Here is a 15,233-nt window from a genome sequence, read left to right on the forward strand (position 1 = left end):
TCGCGTGCGGGAAGGGCGTGGCGTTAGCCATATAAAAATATGAATAGCCCCCAACCCCTAATTTTGGGGGAGAAAAATATTTTCAACTCTCCCAGAGCAGGGGGAATTAAGGGAGCTGATTCTGTCGAGTAAAAATAAATTTATAGTTAAATTCAGCAACGCCTCACTTTATGTATATAGTCAGAATCAAAGGGCTTATCGGCTTATGCATTCACTCAATAAATAATATTGTTGATAAATTTTATTTAATATTTCATACCTGAATATGGATAATATATTCCAAATTAAATTCACCGTCAAAAATTACTAATATTAAGAATAAAACAATAAGTAAAACTACGTCAAATACAGAATGGACGAAGATAAAATAATAGTGGTTGGTGGTTATATTGGTTGCGGTAAAACTGCTTGGATTTGTCAGCAAATAGCTTTGAAAGAAAAAGCTTTTCCCAAATATTATCAAAAGATAATATATTTAAAAGCTGGAACCGAGCAAGTTCATATAGACCAGAAGAGGATTAGTGTAGATTTTCCTAAAGTTAAAGTTTTCTGCGATATTCAAAAAGCGAATTTTATTGAAGAATTAGAATCAGCAGACTTAGCATATATCGAGTTAGATATTAACTTAGGATTAGGTTATCTTGAAGAGCTTTTAAATGATTTACCTTACTATCCAGTAGCTATTTTACCTCCGGGATGTAAACGGTGTAAATGGCATTCTTGGGCAAAAGAAGTCCTGACGGGTGCTGCAATGAAAATTTCTAATTCTATTGATAAAATAGAGATATTGCGCTTACCAACGACTGGCAAAGTTATTTCAGGAGATGATTTTAATGATTTTTGGAATGAATTAATAAATGGTGCTTATGGAAAAGTTATGCGCGTGAAGGGAATTTTCCATTTAGAAGACGGCAATATAATTTATGCCGATTTTATTTATGGTGTAGAATGCATAGATTTTTTGAATTTAAATCTATCGCGTTATTTGCATGGCGAACCAAAATGTTTTAGCGCTATAGAGATAGTTGGCTGTTCTTTAAATAAAATAGCTTTACAACAAATGATAGAAAAAATATATGTAACTACTTACAAAGTTGTATGACATGTAAGATTTATATCTTTTCCGCTTACATCGATGCGGGATAAAAACTCTGCGCTCCTCTGCGTTTAACTCCGCGTTCCGAGGCTGTTAAAATATATAATTCCGATACTGAATACATCCCATTAAGAAAAGCCCCTGGTAATTGGTGAAAGAGTATATCTAACCCAGAGGCTGCAATCAAAACCTAAATATTTATAGATGCGGATATAGATTATGCTTCAATAGCCAAACTATCGCGAGCTTTAGTCAAAGCATTAACATAGTTGTATGCAGCGTCAACAATCGCATCTCGCTGTTTAGCATTAACAGTACTATAAGGTTTAGCAGCAACTTGTCCTTCAGTAAAGAATGGTTCGACACTCTTTAAACAAGCTTGATAAGCAGATTCAACTTCTTGCGCTATACTCGCGTCTTTCTCTCTTACAAGTGCTGCAAAAGGTGCGTATTGAGAATTAATACCAATCCAATTGTTTTTGAAAATCAACAAACTTTGATCTGACCAAGTCTCCTCTTCGCTAGAAATTTTCTTGGCTGGTACTTCGGTAGCTACAGCAATCATACCGCCGAAGTGGTCTTTAGCATTGAAATTACTAGGATCGTTCAACTTGTCAATCAAAGAATTAATACTTGCGATTAAACCTTCGCCATAAGGAACGGCCGCTTTTAGATTACCCTCGCGGTACACTAAAGCTTCAATTCTGTGGAAACCCTTAAATGCTTCATCTTGAGCACCCCCATCAAAAGCATAGGGACGAGCATCAATATCGGTATCTTCTTGTTCAAAGTTTCCAGCTAAGACTTCAATTTGCTCGTAGGGAGGACGAGAATTTACATAAGCTGTTTTCGCAGCTTCAATATCGCCACTTTTTAAAGCTTCAAGCAGCTTTTCTGCTAAAGGCAGTTGCTCTTGAGCTTCTTTTTGAAAATACTGAATACCAGCTAAAACCTGCTCGCTGTAGTTACTACTATTTGCTGCAACTGTCTGTGCTTCAGGGGTTGTTGCATTATTAGCAACGTCTGATGATTGGGCACAGTTAGTCAAGAAGACTAGGCTTAAGGCTGCTAACCCCAATCCCAACAAACGTAAGATAGTTTTCATTTCTGGTGATATTTACTCCTCACAATATTCTTGGTATATTACACTTATTGAAAAATGATATCAAGTATTTTGATAAAAGTTTTCAATTATCTCCTGAGAGGCTACATATACCGTCTATGTCTGCATTTATCACCTAATTTTTTTCAACGTTCAAAAGATAATCAAAAATCAAATTGCACGATGATGAATAATTTGATTAATCATAAAGTGTAAAATAAATGCAAGAATATAAAATGAATATAAAAATATAACTATAAAATACGTTTTATCAATATAGTTAGCCTAAAAAAACGTCATAATTAACTTGCTGAATCATTATTTACATCTTCAATATAAATGAGACGTTCTAAATCATCAGATTTTATTTTATAAATAGAACCAAAATTCATGATGAAAAGACCTTCATAAGGAGTAAATTTAATAATATTAATATCCGGTAAGTTATGGATAATATAAACAATATTTCCGAATCTTTTCTCAAATTTATTGACTATACAATCCCATTCCGTACTATTCCTGTCTACCGTAGTGGCTTTACAAGAATAGGTTAAACGACGACGGGCAAAAATCTGCTTACTTTTATTTTCATCTTCAATTAGCATTAAGCTGGCTATAGGATTTGCTTGAAGATTATAAGCATGAATGGAAAGTTTGCTTACAAAAACATAAATATTTTTGGCTTCATCTATAACAAACGGCGCATAACTTACATTAGGCATATTATCCGCACTAACTGTTCCTAACACTACTGTTCTAACAGTATTAATTAATAAAGCATATGCTGCTTTTGCTCTTGCTATATTCATTCCTAATATATATATTTACCTATAAAAATAAGAATTTAGTTTACCCCATCTATTGCTAAAACCCCGGCTATCCCCCAAAAGTTACAATCTACGAGCCATTGTAACTTTCCCTGAATCTTTATATACTAACTTGCGACTTATTGCAAATTATTTTAAATAATTCTATGTCACTTAGATGTATTGCAACACACAGAACATCAAAAATTAACTCAGTCACATAATTTATTGAAAGTTTTTGTCAAATAGTATGATGAAGACTATAATTATAGCTAATGATATTTACAGGTTATTCAAAACAATATTTATATAACTGCGAAAGCGAGTATCTGTTTTAAGTGATTTTTTACTGGTAGAGTCATTAGGAGTAAGGAACGTGAACGAGTTAGTAACAGCATCCAACGGTTACGAACAAATAACTAAGATTGATTTTCGTAGTTGGATAAAGCCGACTTTTACCCCTGAGCATGGTGTATTGATTGTTTGGTTTGGTTCTTTTCTGATGGGAGCAGCTTTAGCTCAGACTTGGAACTATTGCACAAATTTAGCATTACTGTGTTCTTTTTTTGCCCTACAAGCAGAGCATCCTCTCGTAGTTCAAATAAAGCGACGGAGTATCTGGAAACCTAGATACATAATTTGGGCGGGAATTTATGGTGCGATCGCTCTGTTGATAGGGATTTGGCTATGGATTCAGTCCCCAGTTTTAATATGGGTTTATGGAGTAGTAGCTTTTGTGTTGGCATTCGATGTCATGGCAGTAATTAAACGGAAGCATAAATCAATTCTGAATGAATTAGTCATTTTTGCGGCTATCTGTTTATCGACTCCTTTAGCTTATGGAGCAACAACAGGAAGTCTTTCTATAGAAGCAATATCAATATGGATATTCAATACTTTATTTTTTGGTAGCGCTATTTTTACTATCAAGCTACGGCGTAAAAAAACCAGTTCTCTCAAACCTGGTGTTGTCTATCATTTAATAGCGAGCGTAATTGTTGTTGGATTATTTTTTCTGGGCTGGTTAAAGTTAGTTACGGCTTTAGCCTTTGCTGTTGTGCTAATTAAATTTGCTGTAGTTATTGGCTTTCACAACTGGTATATCAAAGCCAAATTTCATTCCGTCGCTTTATTAGAAACTCGTTTCGCTATCTTTTATATTGCAATCGCTGCTATCAGCGTACTTCCGGCTCATTTACCTAATACGTGAGTATTAATTTATTCTAAATTAGTAAGAGTTTGTTGCAATAAGCACTATCTTTTTGAGGTATAGAGTTGATAGTTTAAAACAAATTCAGAAAACTAAATATGGTTGTAAATAATCAGTTAGTAACTGACTACCTTGCTTTAATTGCTTATATTGCAACCCTATTACCTTCTAACTCTATAGCTGTTTTTTCTAGCTGGAAAAAAGCTGATTGGCGAGTTTTTCTATTGAGAAACCGCAGAAATATCGGTTTAATTTGCTTCGCATTATCAATAATTCACGGAGTCTTAACGCTACGGGTACGTAATGTTGACATGTTGAATATCAATACCTATGTAAACTACTTCACGGGATTTAGTTGCATTTTGATTTTTACTATCTTGGCGGTGACATCTAATAACTGGAGTATCCGCAAGCTGGGTAAGAATTGGAAGAAGTTGCATAGTTTGACTTATGTTGCGCTAATTGTGCTTATCTTGCATTTACTTGTGGTTAACCAAGGTGAGTGGAATTGGTACACCTGGTGTGCATTTATTGCTTTATCCTCAATGACTTGTATGTGGTTGCTTCGGCTTTTGCGGCGATATCGTTGAATAAAAAATAGGTAGATAAAAGAGAGAAAATTATTGGTTTGTTGCTATCAAGTTAGAAAAATCTGTTTCCAGTTATTAATAAAAGTGCAAGATGTGGACTTAGGGACATCCAAAAATTAAATTATCAGATTTCTTCTCCCCCTGCTTCCCCTGCTCCCTCTGCTTCCCCTGCTTCCCCTGCTCACCAAAGCGATTGATTATTTTTTTTAATTGGAAGTTCCTAATGTGGGTTTACATTGAAATGTACTCGTTATACATTACATAATAGTTGATAAATGTTATCGTTAAGTACGGCTATTAAGTGAAGCTACAGGGAAATTATATTGAAGTTAATTCTGCTCCGATGGAAACAGCTAAATGCTTTTTTCTGGTGAGAAAACCGCAATGGTGATTATATTAACTTTCTTTGATGCTTCCATAGTACCAATAACGTTGTTTTTAGCGTTATGATGTACTGCTGGTACATAGATATTATTGATGATGTCTTTATGACTTAACCCGAAACAGGCAATTGTTTTACTGGAGAAAAAGAGAAAAAATGCGACAAAAATTTTTATTAGCGGGATTGATTGCTTCTTTAGTCATCAGCGCGGGGTGTGAAGCACTTAGCAATAATGCTAAAACTCTCGTTGTTTATTCCGGTAGAAACAAGAAGCTAGTTTCTCCATTAATCGAACAAGCCGAAAAAGACTTGAACTTAGATATTGAAGTGCGTTACGGCAAAACCTCGGAACTAGCGATCGCGCTTTTAGAGGAAGGCGAAAATAGTAAAGCGGACGTATTTTTAGGGCAAGATGCGGGGGCTTTGGGAGCTTTGGAAGTCAAGCAGCGAACTCAAGCGATTCCGCAAGAAGTACTTGAAGAAGTAGATTCGCGTTTCCGCTCTCCTACAGGTAATTGGATTGGAGTTTCCGGGCGGGCTCGGGTAGTTGATTATAATACGCAGTTAGTTAAGCAAGAAGAGTTGCCGAAAGACGTTTGGGAATTAACCCAACCAAAATGGCGCGGAAAAGTAGCTTGGGCACCCACAAATGGCTCGTTTCAGTCATTTGTGACGGGAATGCGAGTTATAGAAGGTGAAGAAAAGACATTGGAATGGCTCAAGGCGATGAAAGCCAACGATGTCAAAAAATACGGTAACAATGTTTCCATAGTTAAGGCTTTGGGAAGGGGTGAAGTTCATGTGGGATTGGTAAATCATTATTACCTACCTCGTTTCACCAAAGACGATCCTAATTTCCCCGTTGCCCATCACTTCACGAATGGGGATGCTGGTGCAATGATTAACGTTGCCGGATTGGCAATACTCAAATCAACAGATCAGGCAGAAGATGCTCAAAAGTTTATCAAGTATATGGTAAGCCCAGAAGCCCAAAAATACTTCGCTACCAAAACCAATGAGTATCCTTTGGCGACAGGAGTCGAAGCCGATAAATCTTTAGTACCTCTAGCCAAACTCAATCCTCCCAATATTGACTTATCCAAACTTGATAGCTTGGAAGAAACCCTCAAATTACTCGAAAAAGCAGGAGTGGTTTAACTAAGAGCGGGCATGGGGAATAGGGCATTGGGCATAGCTTACAGAGTGATGGGTTAATGTGATGATGATTTTTATTTTCTTCCTCCCTCACTCCCTCACTCCCTCACTCCTTCTTCCCCCTCTCCCCCATGCCCCATGCCCAATTCCCAATTCCCCACATACAAATAGGAGTATAAAAAAGTGTCAAAGGCGGCTCGTCCCCCGTTATTTCTGACTATCGCGGCAGTGGTGGTAGCAATCGCGATCGCTTTACCGTTGTTTTATCTGGTGATTCGTGCAACGTATGCTGGTGGTGAGGAGTTGTGGCAATTATTTACCCGCCAGCAAAATCTGATTATTTTATTCAATAGTATTGTTTTGATGGCGGTGGTAGCATTGCTATCTGCAGTAATTTCTGTTCCTTTGGCATTTTTAACTGTGCGAACGGATTTACCAAAACGACGTTTTTGGTTGATAGCAACCACATTACCTTTAGCCGTACCCAGTTATGTTGGCAGTTTTGCGTTGATTGGGGCTTTTGCACCTCGCGGCAGTTTTCTGCAAATTCTACTCGAACCTTTAGGTGTGGAAGAGTTACCTTCTATTTATGGTTGGTTTGGGGCAATTCTGGCATTAACTTTGTTTACTTATCCTTATATGCTATTAAGTCTGCGTTCGGCACTGCAAGGGTTAGACCCTTCTTTGGAAGAAGCAGCTCGCAGTATGGGTTACAACAGTAGAGATACTTTTATCAAAGTAGTTTTACCACAGCTTAACCCATCATTGATTGCCGGAGGATTATTAGTAGCTTTGTATGCTTTGCGAGATTTTGGTACCCCTTCCCTAATGCAGTTCGATGCTTTTACCCAAGCTATTTTTATTCAATATCAAGCCAGCTTTAACCGCGATGCAGCTGCGGCTTTATCTTTGGTATTGGTAACAATAGTAATGTTTATGTTGTGGCTGGAATATCGAATGCGTTCCCGTGCAGCATACTATACTCGCGGTACATCATCATTTCGTCCGGCAAAGCTAGTTAAATTAGGAGCGTGGAAATTACCAGCTCTGCTGTTTTGCGGATTAATTACTTTCTTGGGTGTGGTGCTGCCAGTAATCACCATTATATTTTGGTTAATTCAAGGATTTGTGACTGAATACGAATTTATTGATTTACTGCAACCAACGGTTAATTCAATTACAGCAGCAGGATTAGCAGCTATTGTTACGACTTTATTTGCTTTACCAATTGCCATACTATCAGTTAGATTTCCTTCTAAAATGATTGCTGTAATTGAACGTTCAACGTATATTTGTTTTGGCGTTCCGGGAATTGTTGTTGCTCTATCCTTGGTATTTTTTGGTGCTAATTATTTACCGATATTATACCAAACTTTACCCATGTTGATTTTTGCTTATTTGGTATTATTTCTACAGCAATCAATTGGAACTGTGCGTACTTCTTTACTGCAAGTCAATCCTCAAATAGAAGAAGCATCGCGTAGTTTAGGTAAATCATCTTGGCAAACTTTAAAACAAGTCACTTTACCTTTAGTTAGTCCGGGTATTTTCAGCGGTACTGTATTAGTCTTTCTCACAGCAATGAAAGAATTACCCGCTACTATGCTGCTTTCACCAACCGGCTTTGATACTCTTGCCGTCGAAATTTGGAAAGCTACAGAAAACGTTGATTTTGCGGATGCCGCAGCAGGTTCATTAATGATATTAATAGTATCTATGGCATCAACTTTTGTTGTTTTATCTCAAGATAAAAGTAATCAAAAAGTATAAAAATAAATAATCATTTTATAATTAAAAGTTGATTTGAATATTAGTTTTTCAGACAAAATAATTTAAATTATCATTTAATTGTAAGACAATAACGATTGTAATTAAATGCAAGCAATGAGACTTTGATGCCCATTTTCATGATTTATTGTTAAATTTGAATTGTATTGAAATATATCTATAATCATTCAATTGTGACTATAAAAATTAAAACACAACTGTATTATAACTGATTATTTTCTGTACTTAATTACCAATCACCAACTACCAATTACCAATTACCAACTACCAACTACCAATTACCAACTACCAATTACCAACTACCAATTACCAACTACCAATTACCAACTACCAATTACCAATTACCAAAAACCGAAAATGCAAAAAGAAATTATTAGTTTACGAAATATCACCAAATTTTTTACAGGAAGTGAAAACCCTGCGGTAAATAATGTCTCTTTCTCGTTAAAGCAAGGGGATATACTAGCTTTAGTGGGTCCTTCGGGTTGCGGTAAGACAACTTTATTGAGAATCATTGGTGGTTTTGAATCTCCGCAACAGGGAGAAGTACTAATTGGAGAAGAAAAAGTTTGTTGCCCTATAGCTTGGGTACCACCAGAAAAACGGGATATCGGAATAGTGTTTCAAGATTACGCACTTTTTCCCCATTTAACGGTAAAGGAAAACGTAGCCTTTGGATTAAAAAATCTAGATAAAAATCAAGTTGAAAAACGGGTTTCGGAAGTATTAAACTTGGTAGGACTGACGAATTTTGCAACTCGTTATCCTTACGAACTTTCTGGGGGACAACAACAACGAGTAGCTTTAGCTCGTGCTTTAGCACCAAAACCAAAATTAATGCTTTTGGACGAGCCACTGTCTAATCTTGATATTCAAGTTAGATTGCAGTTGCGAGAAGAAATTCGAGATATTCTCAAACTTGCTGGCACATCGGCAATTTTTATTACCCACGACCAAGAAGAAGCTTTAGCAATTGCAGACGTAGTAGGAGTTATGCGTCAGGGACACTTAGAACAAATAGGCACACCAGAAGAAATTTACAGCCATCCAGCATCCCGATTTGTGGCAGAATTTGTTACTCAAGCTAATTTTTTACCAGCCCGCCGTCAAGGTAATGATTGGGAAACGGAAATAGGTTGTTTTGAAATTCAAGGGAATCATGGCTGCAATACGGGAGAAATAATGATTCGCCAAGAAGATTTTATTATAGAACCAGATAATGAAGCCGAAGTCAAAATTACCAAACGGCGATTTTTAGGAAGAGAATACCGTTATTGTTTAGAAACTCCTTCCGGTAGAGAAATTCACGCTAGAACAATGGTTGATACAATAATACCCGAAGGAACATTTGTGAAAATATCAATCGCAGATGATGCGGTGAAAGTGTTTTTGGAGGAAGGGTAATTGGTAATTGGTAATGGGGGATGGAGAATTAGAAGGTAGGTTGGGTTGAGGAAAGAAACCCAACATTTTAGCGCGGCTATCGCAACTACGAACCTTTATCCAACCCAGTAGTCATCAATTCTTCAACAACGGATAATAAAGCTCTCCTTGATTCACAATCGCACCAGCGCGATCGCCTGCTTGTTTACCAATACCGATATAGTAATCAACTCTACCAGGACTTTTGATTGCACCTCCGGTATCTTGATCGAGAACGTAGCGACTTACCAAACGCTGTTCAATTTGACCTTGATTGATAAATGGGAATTTTGCGCGTATTATAGCTAATGCACCGGGAGGCATTAAGGATTTATCTGTAGCAATTGACCTTTCTGGGGTAACTGGAACATTGAGACTACCGATTGCAGCAGCATCTTTAGTATCTTTAAAAAATATAAAACGGGGATTTCTAGGTAAATATTTATCTTGGCTTTCGGGATTTTCTTCTAGGTAATTAAGAACTTTTTCTAGAGTAATTCCTTCTTGTTCTAATTTCCCATCTTTAATTAATTCTTTCCCCAAACTGACATATTCATGGTCGGTATTTCCTGCATAATTAATTGAAGTGGTAGTACCATCAGAAAATTCCAAAACCGCAGAGCCTTGAACTTGAGCGATAAAAGCATCTATGCGGGATTTTAACCAAAATAATTCCAAACCTTTAAGTTTACCTTTTTCTGCTTGTAAAGCATCTGCACCTTCCAATTCTAAACGAGTGGGATGGGGTTTACTCCAACTATTAAAATCATCCGGTAAGCGATAAACTGGGTAGCGATATTCTGCTGTTGGTTTGCGACTGGCTTGGTAAATTGGTTTGTAATAACCAGTAAATAAAATATTTCCTTGATTATCCGAACCGATAGATTTATAAAATACAAATTCTTCGTTAACAGCAGCCTGTAATTCTTCAGCATTTTGAGAATTAACAACTAATTCACGAAATCTTTTCAAGCTTTTTTCAACTCTTTCTCGGGTGATTTCGGGAACAATATATTTTTGATAAGCTTCTTTTGCTTGTGGTGTTTGCAGATAGCCTAAACTATAATCAATTGCTTTCAATAAATTTTGCTTATCTCCATTTTCTCCCCAGATTTGATTGTCAAGAAAATATTTATCATCTTGTGGTGACGTTTGTAATGATAAAGGTGCTTGAGTAGAAGTAGTTTGAGGTTCTGCGGTTGGCGTTTGATTATCTTGGCTGATTTGCTGTTGATTGTTACAAGCTATTAAAGGTAAGCAGCAAAGACAAGTTGCAAAAATTAGCTTTGTTAATTTATGAGAATAATGTAGTTTAGATTGCATTATCTGTGAATTTTGGGAATTTAATCTTTAATATAATTTAGATTAATTGATTATAAATAAGAATTTGTTCGTAGTTGCGCTGTCTTCGCTTCTTATTGTTGGCGCTGAAGCGCAACTACGAACAACTACATAATATTTTAATCAACCCCCAATCTGCGACATTGTTCTACCATAAGCAGCAACTGTTCCCCTATCCCTTTCTTTGAAATTTATTTCTTCTTTGAGAAACAATAAATCTCTAACTTGCTCTCTTAATTGATAAACATCAACTCCATTTCGCAAAGCATCTTTTAAATTAATTTGACCAGTTTCATTTAACAAACATGGACGCAACCAACCATCCGCAGATAAACGAATGCGGTTACATTTATCGCAAAAACATTCTGACATCTGCGAAATAAATCCTAAAGTACCTTTAGCACCAGGAATTTGAAAAACGTCTGCGGGACCATTTCCTTTAATTCTAGATTCAATTAAGCCGAATTTTTGCGAAATACCTTCGCGTAATTGCGCTGAAGGAACCCAGGCAGATTCATTAAATAATTTACTATTGCCAATTGGCATAAATTCAATAAAACGAACGTGCCAATTACGCTCAATTGTCAAAGCAGCTAAATCGAGAATCTCGGAATCATTGATACCTCGAATTACTACTACGTTTAACTTTAAAGGATTAAAACCCACTTCATATGCTGTTTGAATCCCTTGCCAAGTTTGTTGCCAGCGCGACTTTCCCCTATTACCAATCATTTTGTCAAAAATTTCTGGATTCAGCGAATCAAGACTAATATTAATCCGTCGCAAACCAGCATCGTAAAGGGGTTTTGCTAATTTGTCTAACAAAAAACCATTAGTTGTCATTGCCAAGTCATCGCATCCCGGCAGACAAGCAACTTCTCCCACAAAATCAACTATCCCCGGACGTATTAATGGCTCCCCTCCCGTAAGACGAAATTTAGTAAATCCTATGGGAATAAATACTTCTTTTAGTAGAGTTAATAATTCCTGATAGCTTAATAATTCCTGATGCAAAAGATAATCGAGTTTTTCACCTTCCGGAACGCAATAATTGCAGCGAAAGTTACAGCGGTCTATTAAACTTATACGTAGATAATCTACTTTATTCATATATATTTTTCAATTATTTATTTCTAAATTGCTTAAAGATTATAGCTAAAAGTATATAGTGTCAATTGAAAATCTAAAACTGTTTTCAAGAAAAACACCCGTGGCAATCAACCACTTATCTGTAAATATTTAAGTATTTGCAAGTAAGTAGGTACCAATACACCGGCATTATATAAAAAAATATAAACTAATCAATAACTTGAAGTATTCTTTGATTTAATCTTCAATATAAACTATGGAAACTATATTTTCAGACCCTCGTACCTTAATCGTTGTATTTCCCATTTTCCTCGGATGGGTATTGGTTTATTTATTACTCAAAGAAATGGATGAAAATATATAGGATGACAAAAACCTGCTAATTTTCAACAAGAATAGCAGGCTTTAATTTTTATAGTTTTAGTTGAAATAATCGAAAATAATTTCTAAACCTTCAAGCTTTTTAACTCAAAACCCTTGGAGGATTAACCATATCGTCGCTTTTAAAATCAAACCCCGCTTCAGTTAAACGGGCACGGCTGGCGTGCCATATATGTCCGCAAAGAAATAGGGTTGCTAAAACAAGATGAAAACTTACCAACCATCCGCGAGAAGATACTAAACCCGCAGAAGTTTCTATCATCTTTGCAGCACCATAAAATACTTCCGGATAAACGGTGTTGTTGAAAAAAGCAAAAGTTGCAGCCAGAAATCCCATATAGGCGATCGCACCCAAACTATAGGACAAATAAGCCTCTCCAGACCATACTAAAACTTTCTCTGCCCAAGCAAATGGTTTACTTTTGATATGCCAAATACCACCTCCAATACACATTAATCCAACCCAAATATGACCGCCAATTACGTCTTCTAAGTTATCTACAGCAGCCATACCTGTAGCACCATGAGCGGGAAACAAATAGCTAAGAATCTTCAAGGGGTTAAGCGTCGGATTACTAATTACTCGCACATCTCCACCCGCTCCGATATGAGGATCGAATATTCCACCCCACAACATCGCTTTTGCAACTAACAACCAAGCACCTATACCTAAAAGAACAAGGTGAATCCCTAAAATGGTAGTCATCTTATCCTTATCCTTCCAGTCATAGCCAAAAAAACCAGCAAAACTTGAGTCTTCTGGCAATACACTAGGTCCCCGTAATGAGTGAAATATACCACCCGCACCCAAAACTGCTGAGGAAATTAAGTGGATGACACCAATAATGTAAAAAGGCTGAATGTCGGTGACAGCACCCCCAGCACCAACGCCTAAACCTAGACTTGCTAAATGTGGAAGTAAAATCAAACCTTGTTCGTACATTGCTAAAGCCGGGTTGAAGTGCGATAGTTCAAATAATGTCATTGCACCAGCCCAAAACACTATCAAACCTGCATGGGCAACATGAGCGCCTAATAATTTACCGGATAAGTTTAACAAACGAGCATTACCGCGATACCAGTCAACATCAGTAAAGCTATATGTTTGACTAGATAAAGTTGTTGAAGTCATTAGATTTTAGATTGTCTTGTTTCTAGTAGTCGATTGCATTTTATTTGACTGGTTTCTTACACACCTACTTAAGGTTGCGAACCCCGAGCTAACAGCGAAAGTCCTATTCATCTGATATCTTGCACCATTGTCGTTAAGCCCTAATACCGCCTTGTAAGCCGGAGGCTTTCTAGCCCGCACGCAATACCTACGGTAGCGACCCTAGCTGCGTGAACGCAGAGAAATCAAAATCTGAGGCTCATATACAAAGTACGTTTTTACGCACTAACACCCTTGCCCAGTCTGATTTATCAGACTTTGTGTATTAGCCTGAGAATTTATGAATACGGCGGTTGTTGAAAATGGTGCAAGATGTGAGATTCATAGGACTAAAATAAAACTCGTCAAAATTAATCAGAGCTAGAAAACGGGATTACTCCCATTCCGCTCTAAGATTTCCGATTAAAATGCCTCCCTCATTCCCTCCCTTTCTCCCTCAATTATTTAGGAAATCTACCGGGAAGGAAGTAAATCTACAGCCCAAAAGCTGATTTAACTTGAGCAGTCCAAGCCTTAATCCTTTCATCGCTTAAATCTGATTGATTGTCATCGTCTAGAGCAAGTCCACAAAACTTCCCATCTCTCAAAGCTTTAGATTCGCTAAACTCATATCCATCCGTTGAGGTATAACCAACAGTTTTTCCACCTCTTTCAGAAATCTTTTCTTCTAATATCCCCATCGCATCTTGAAAATTTTCGTCATATCCAACTTGATCGCCAGTACCAAAATAAGCAACTGTTTTACCACTAAAATCAACCTCATCAAGCTCTTCAAAAAAGCCTTCCCAATCGCTCTGAAGTTCGCCAATATTCCAGGTAGGGCAGCCAATAATCAGACATTCATACTCATCAAATTCACTAGTTTCTGCATCTGCAATATCATGCATCGTTACACCCTCACCCAAAGCGTCCCGAATCATTTCCGCAGCAGATTCGGTTTTACCTGTTGTTGTACCGTAAAAAAGACCAATTTGTTTTGACATTTTAAAACTACTTACTCCACAAAAATTAACTAGCCAAAAACCAACTCTTGCGACTAACTTCTATTAAGTTTATAGATTTTTCAGGCAATCAAGCATGATGAACAAAACGAAGTCGTCATAATTCACCATGATTAATTACGCAACGCCCAATTCCTATACGCTAGATACAAAGACAAGTCTTTAATATTTCAGCTTAATGCACATTGCTCTCAATAATTTCTTTATAGCATATCAGGTATTTTGAGAATTATTTGCGATTGTAGTATGAAGTTTTGTAAATATATTGGTTATTTTACTAGTAGCCCAGCAAGTTAACAAAGGCGGGGTAATTTTTTTACTACTCGCTACTAGCGGCGATCGCTAGTTTTAGAAAGGCGGATACAACTTGCGCTTACCTTGTTGACAAGCATTACAATTAGCAGTTTTGACTTCAAAATCAATACAGCCAATAGCTTCTTCCGAACAAGCCTTAGAAGGATGAATCGTACATTTGAGGCGGTAGTCATTGGTAAAAAAATCGCAGCCAGAGCAAGGAATATCGTGAAGTTTCTTTAAGTGGTTTGTTCCTTTGTTTAGCATCAAGCAAAAACTGGTAATAGCTAAGATGACTATTGACCAAGCACAGAAAGCGCAAAGAAATGTAGGTAGCATGACTTATCTAATTAATCCTCAAAATAATTTTCCAAAAAAATGTCCGTAGAACAATATCAGCTACGG

The 15,233-nt window shown here is 36.9% G+C and carries 12 protein-coding genes and 1 pseudogene; 6 read left to right on the plus strand and 7 right to left on the minus strand.

Features of this window, described 5'->3' with window-relative positions:
• Positions 1 to 352: 352 nt before the first annotated feature.
• Positions 353 to 1,102 (plus strand): hypothetical protein, encoded by a 750-nt coding sequence (locus tag RIV7116_RS23480; RefSeq protein ID WP_015120819.1) that lies wholly within the window; start codon positions 353 to 355, stop codon positions 1,100 to 1,102.
• Between the two features lie 211 nt (positions 1,103 to 1,313).
• Here RIV7116_RS23480 and RIV7116_RS23485 read toward each other — a convergent pair whose 3' ends face one another.
• Positions 1,314 to 2,201: an EfeM/EfeO family lipoprotein gene (locus tag RIV7116_RS23485; protein ID WP_015120820.1), complete on the minus strand. Its 888-nt coding sequence runs from the start codon at positions 2,199 to 2,201 to the stop codon at positions 1,314 to 1,316.
• 299 nt (positions 2,202 to 2,500) lie between these two features.
• Complete coding sequence (locus tag RIV7116_RS23490; RefSeq protein ID WP_015120821.1) at positions 2,501 to 3,007, minus strand: HugZ family protein; 507 nt, start codon at positions 3,005 to 3,007, stop codon at positions 2,501 to 2,503.
• A 373-nt stretch (positions 3,008 to 3,380) separates the two neighbouring features.
• Here RIV7116_RS23490 and RIV7116_RS23495 point away from each other — a divergent pair, with 373 nt between their 5' ends.
• The 5 genes from RIV7116_RS23495 (at position 3,381) to RIV7116_RS23515 (ending at position 9,533) form a co-directional block, all read left to right on the plus strand.
• The gene (locus RIV7116_RS23495) at positions 3,381 to 4,214 is read left to right on the plus strand and encodes a YwiC-like family protein (RefSeq protein WP_015120822.1); all 834 of its coding nucleotides are present in this window, start codon (positions 3,381 to 3,383) and stop codon (positions 4,212 to 4,214) included.
• 98 nt (positions 4,215 to 4,312) lie between these two features.
• A complete protein-coding gene (locus tag RIV7116_RS23500; protein ID WP_015120823.1) occupies positions 4,313 to 4,804 on the plus strand; it encodes a ferric reductase-like transmembrane domain-containing protein in 492 nt (163 codons plus the stop codon).
• A gap of 538 nt (positions 4,805 to 5,342) precedes the next feature.
• Positions 5,343 to 6,344, plus strand: a complete 1,002-nt coding sequence (locus RIV7116_RS23505) for an iron ABC transporter substrate-binding protein (protein ID WP_015120824.1) — start codon at positions 5,343 to 5,345, stop codon at positions 6,342 to 6,344.
• A 180-nt stretch (positions 6,345 to 6,524) separates the two neighbouring features.
• A complete protein-coding gene (locus tag RIV7116_RS23510) occupies positions 6,525 to 8,111 on the plus strand; it encodes an iron ABC transporter permease (protein ID WP_015120825.1) in 1,587 nt (528 codons plus the stop codon).
• 375 nt (positions 8,112 to 8,486) lie between these two features.
• On the plus strand, positions 8,487 to 9,533 hold the full coding sequence (locus RIV7116_RS23515; RefSeq protein WP_015120826.1) for an ABC transporter ATP-binding protein: 1,047 nt from the start codon (positions 8,487 to 8,489) through the stop codon (positions 9,531 to 9,533).
• 114 nt (positions 9,534 to 9,647) lie between these two features.
• On the opposite strand, the gene RIV7116_RS23520 is transcribed toward RIV7116_RS23515, so the two are convergent.
• The 5 genes and pseudogenes from RIV7116_RS23520 to RIV7116_RS23540 all read right to left on the minus strand — a co-directional run bounded on the left by RIV7116_RS23520 (position 9,648) and on the right by RIV7116_RS23540 (position 15,167).
• Positions 9,648 to 10,874 (minus strand): murein transglycosylase A, encoded by a 1,227-nt coding sequence (locus RIV7116_RS23520; protein ID WP_015120827.1) that lies wholly within the window; start codon positions 10,872 to 10,874, stop codon positions 9,648 to 9,650.
• A 141-nt stretch (positions 10,875 to 11,015) separates the two neighbouring features.
• Positions 11,016 to 12,002 carry a GTP 3',8-cyclase MoaA gene (gene moaA / locus RIV7116_RS23525; protein WP_015120828.1) on the minus strand — a complete coding sequence of 329 codons (987 nt, stop codon included), beginning with the start codon at positions 12,000 to 12,002 and terminating at the stop codon, positions 11,016 to 11,018.
• 451 nt (positions 12,003 to 12,453) lie between these two features.
• Positions 12,454 to 13,494, minus strand: a pseudogene (locus RIV7116_RS23530) (chlorophyll a/b binding light-harvesting protein); the annotation flags it as partial.
• A gap of 512 nt (positions 13,495 to 14,006) precedes the next feature.
• Complete coding sequence (gene fldA / locus RIV7116_RS23535; protein WP_015120831.1) at positions 14,007 to 14,516, minus strand: flavodoxin FldA; 510 nt, start codon at positions 14,514 to 14,516, stop codon at positions 14,007 to 14,009.
• A gap of 366 nt (positions 14,517 to 14,882) precedes the next feature.
• Positions 14,883 to 15,167, minus strand: coding sequence for a hypothetical protein (locus RIV7116_RS23540; RefSeq protein WP_015120832.1), 285 nt, complete (start codon positions 15,165 to 15,167; stop codon positions 14,883 to 14,885).
• Between the last annotated feature and the right edge of the window lie 66 nt (positions 15,168 to 15,233).

This window comes from Rivularia sp. PCC 7116, assembly GCF_000316665.1.
In the GTDB taxonomy this organism is placed as follows: Bacteria; Cyanobacteriota; Cyanobacteriia; order Cyanobacteriales; family Nostocaceae; genus Rivularia.

Coding starts and splice junctions, on each gene's coding strand:
- RIV7116_RS23480 (WP_015120819.1), top strand. CDS start 353: ATGGACGAAGATAAAATAATAGTGGTTGGTGGTTATATTGGTTGCGGT.
- RIV7116_RS23485 (WP_015120820.1), bottom strand. CDS start 2,201: ATGAAAACTATCTTACGTTTGTTGGGATTGGGGTTAGCAGCCTTAAGC.
- RIV7116_RS23490 (WP_015120821.1), bottom strand. CDS start 3,007: ATGAATATAGCAAGAGCAAAAGCAGCATATGCTTTATTAATTAATACT.
- RIV7116_RS23500 (WP_015120823.1), top strand. CDS start 4,313: ATGGTTGTAAATAATCAGTTAGTAACTGACTACCTTGCTTTAATTGCT.
- RIV7116_RS23505 (WP_015120824.1), top strand. CDS start 5,343: ATGCGACAAAAATTTTTATTAGCGGGATTGATTGCTTCTTTAGTCATC.
- RIV7116_RS23515 (WP_015120826.1), top strand. CDS start 8,487: ATGCAAAAAGAAATTATTAGTTTACGAAATATCACCAAATTTTTTACA.
- RIV7116_RS23520 (WP_015120827.1), bottom strand. CDS start 10,874: ATGCAATCTAAACTACATTATTCTCATAAATTAACAAAGCTAATTTTT.
- moaA (WP_015120828.1), bottom strand. CDS start 12,002: ATGAATAAAGTAGATTATCTACGTATAAGTTTAATAGACCGCTGTAAC.
- fldA (WP_015120831.1), bottom strand. CDS start 14,516: ATGTCAAAACAAATTGGTCTTTTTTACGGTACAACAACAGGTAAAACC.
- RIV7116_RS23540 (WP_015120832.1), bottom strand. CDS start 15,167: ATGCTACCTACATTTCTTTGCGCTTTCTGTGCTTGGTCAATAGTCATC.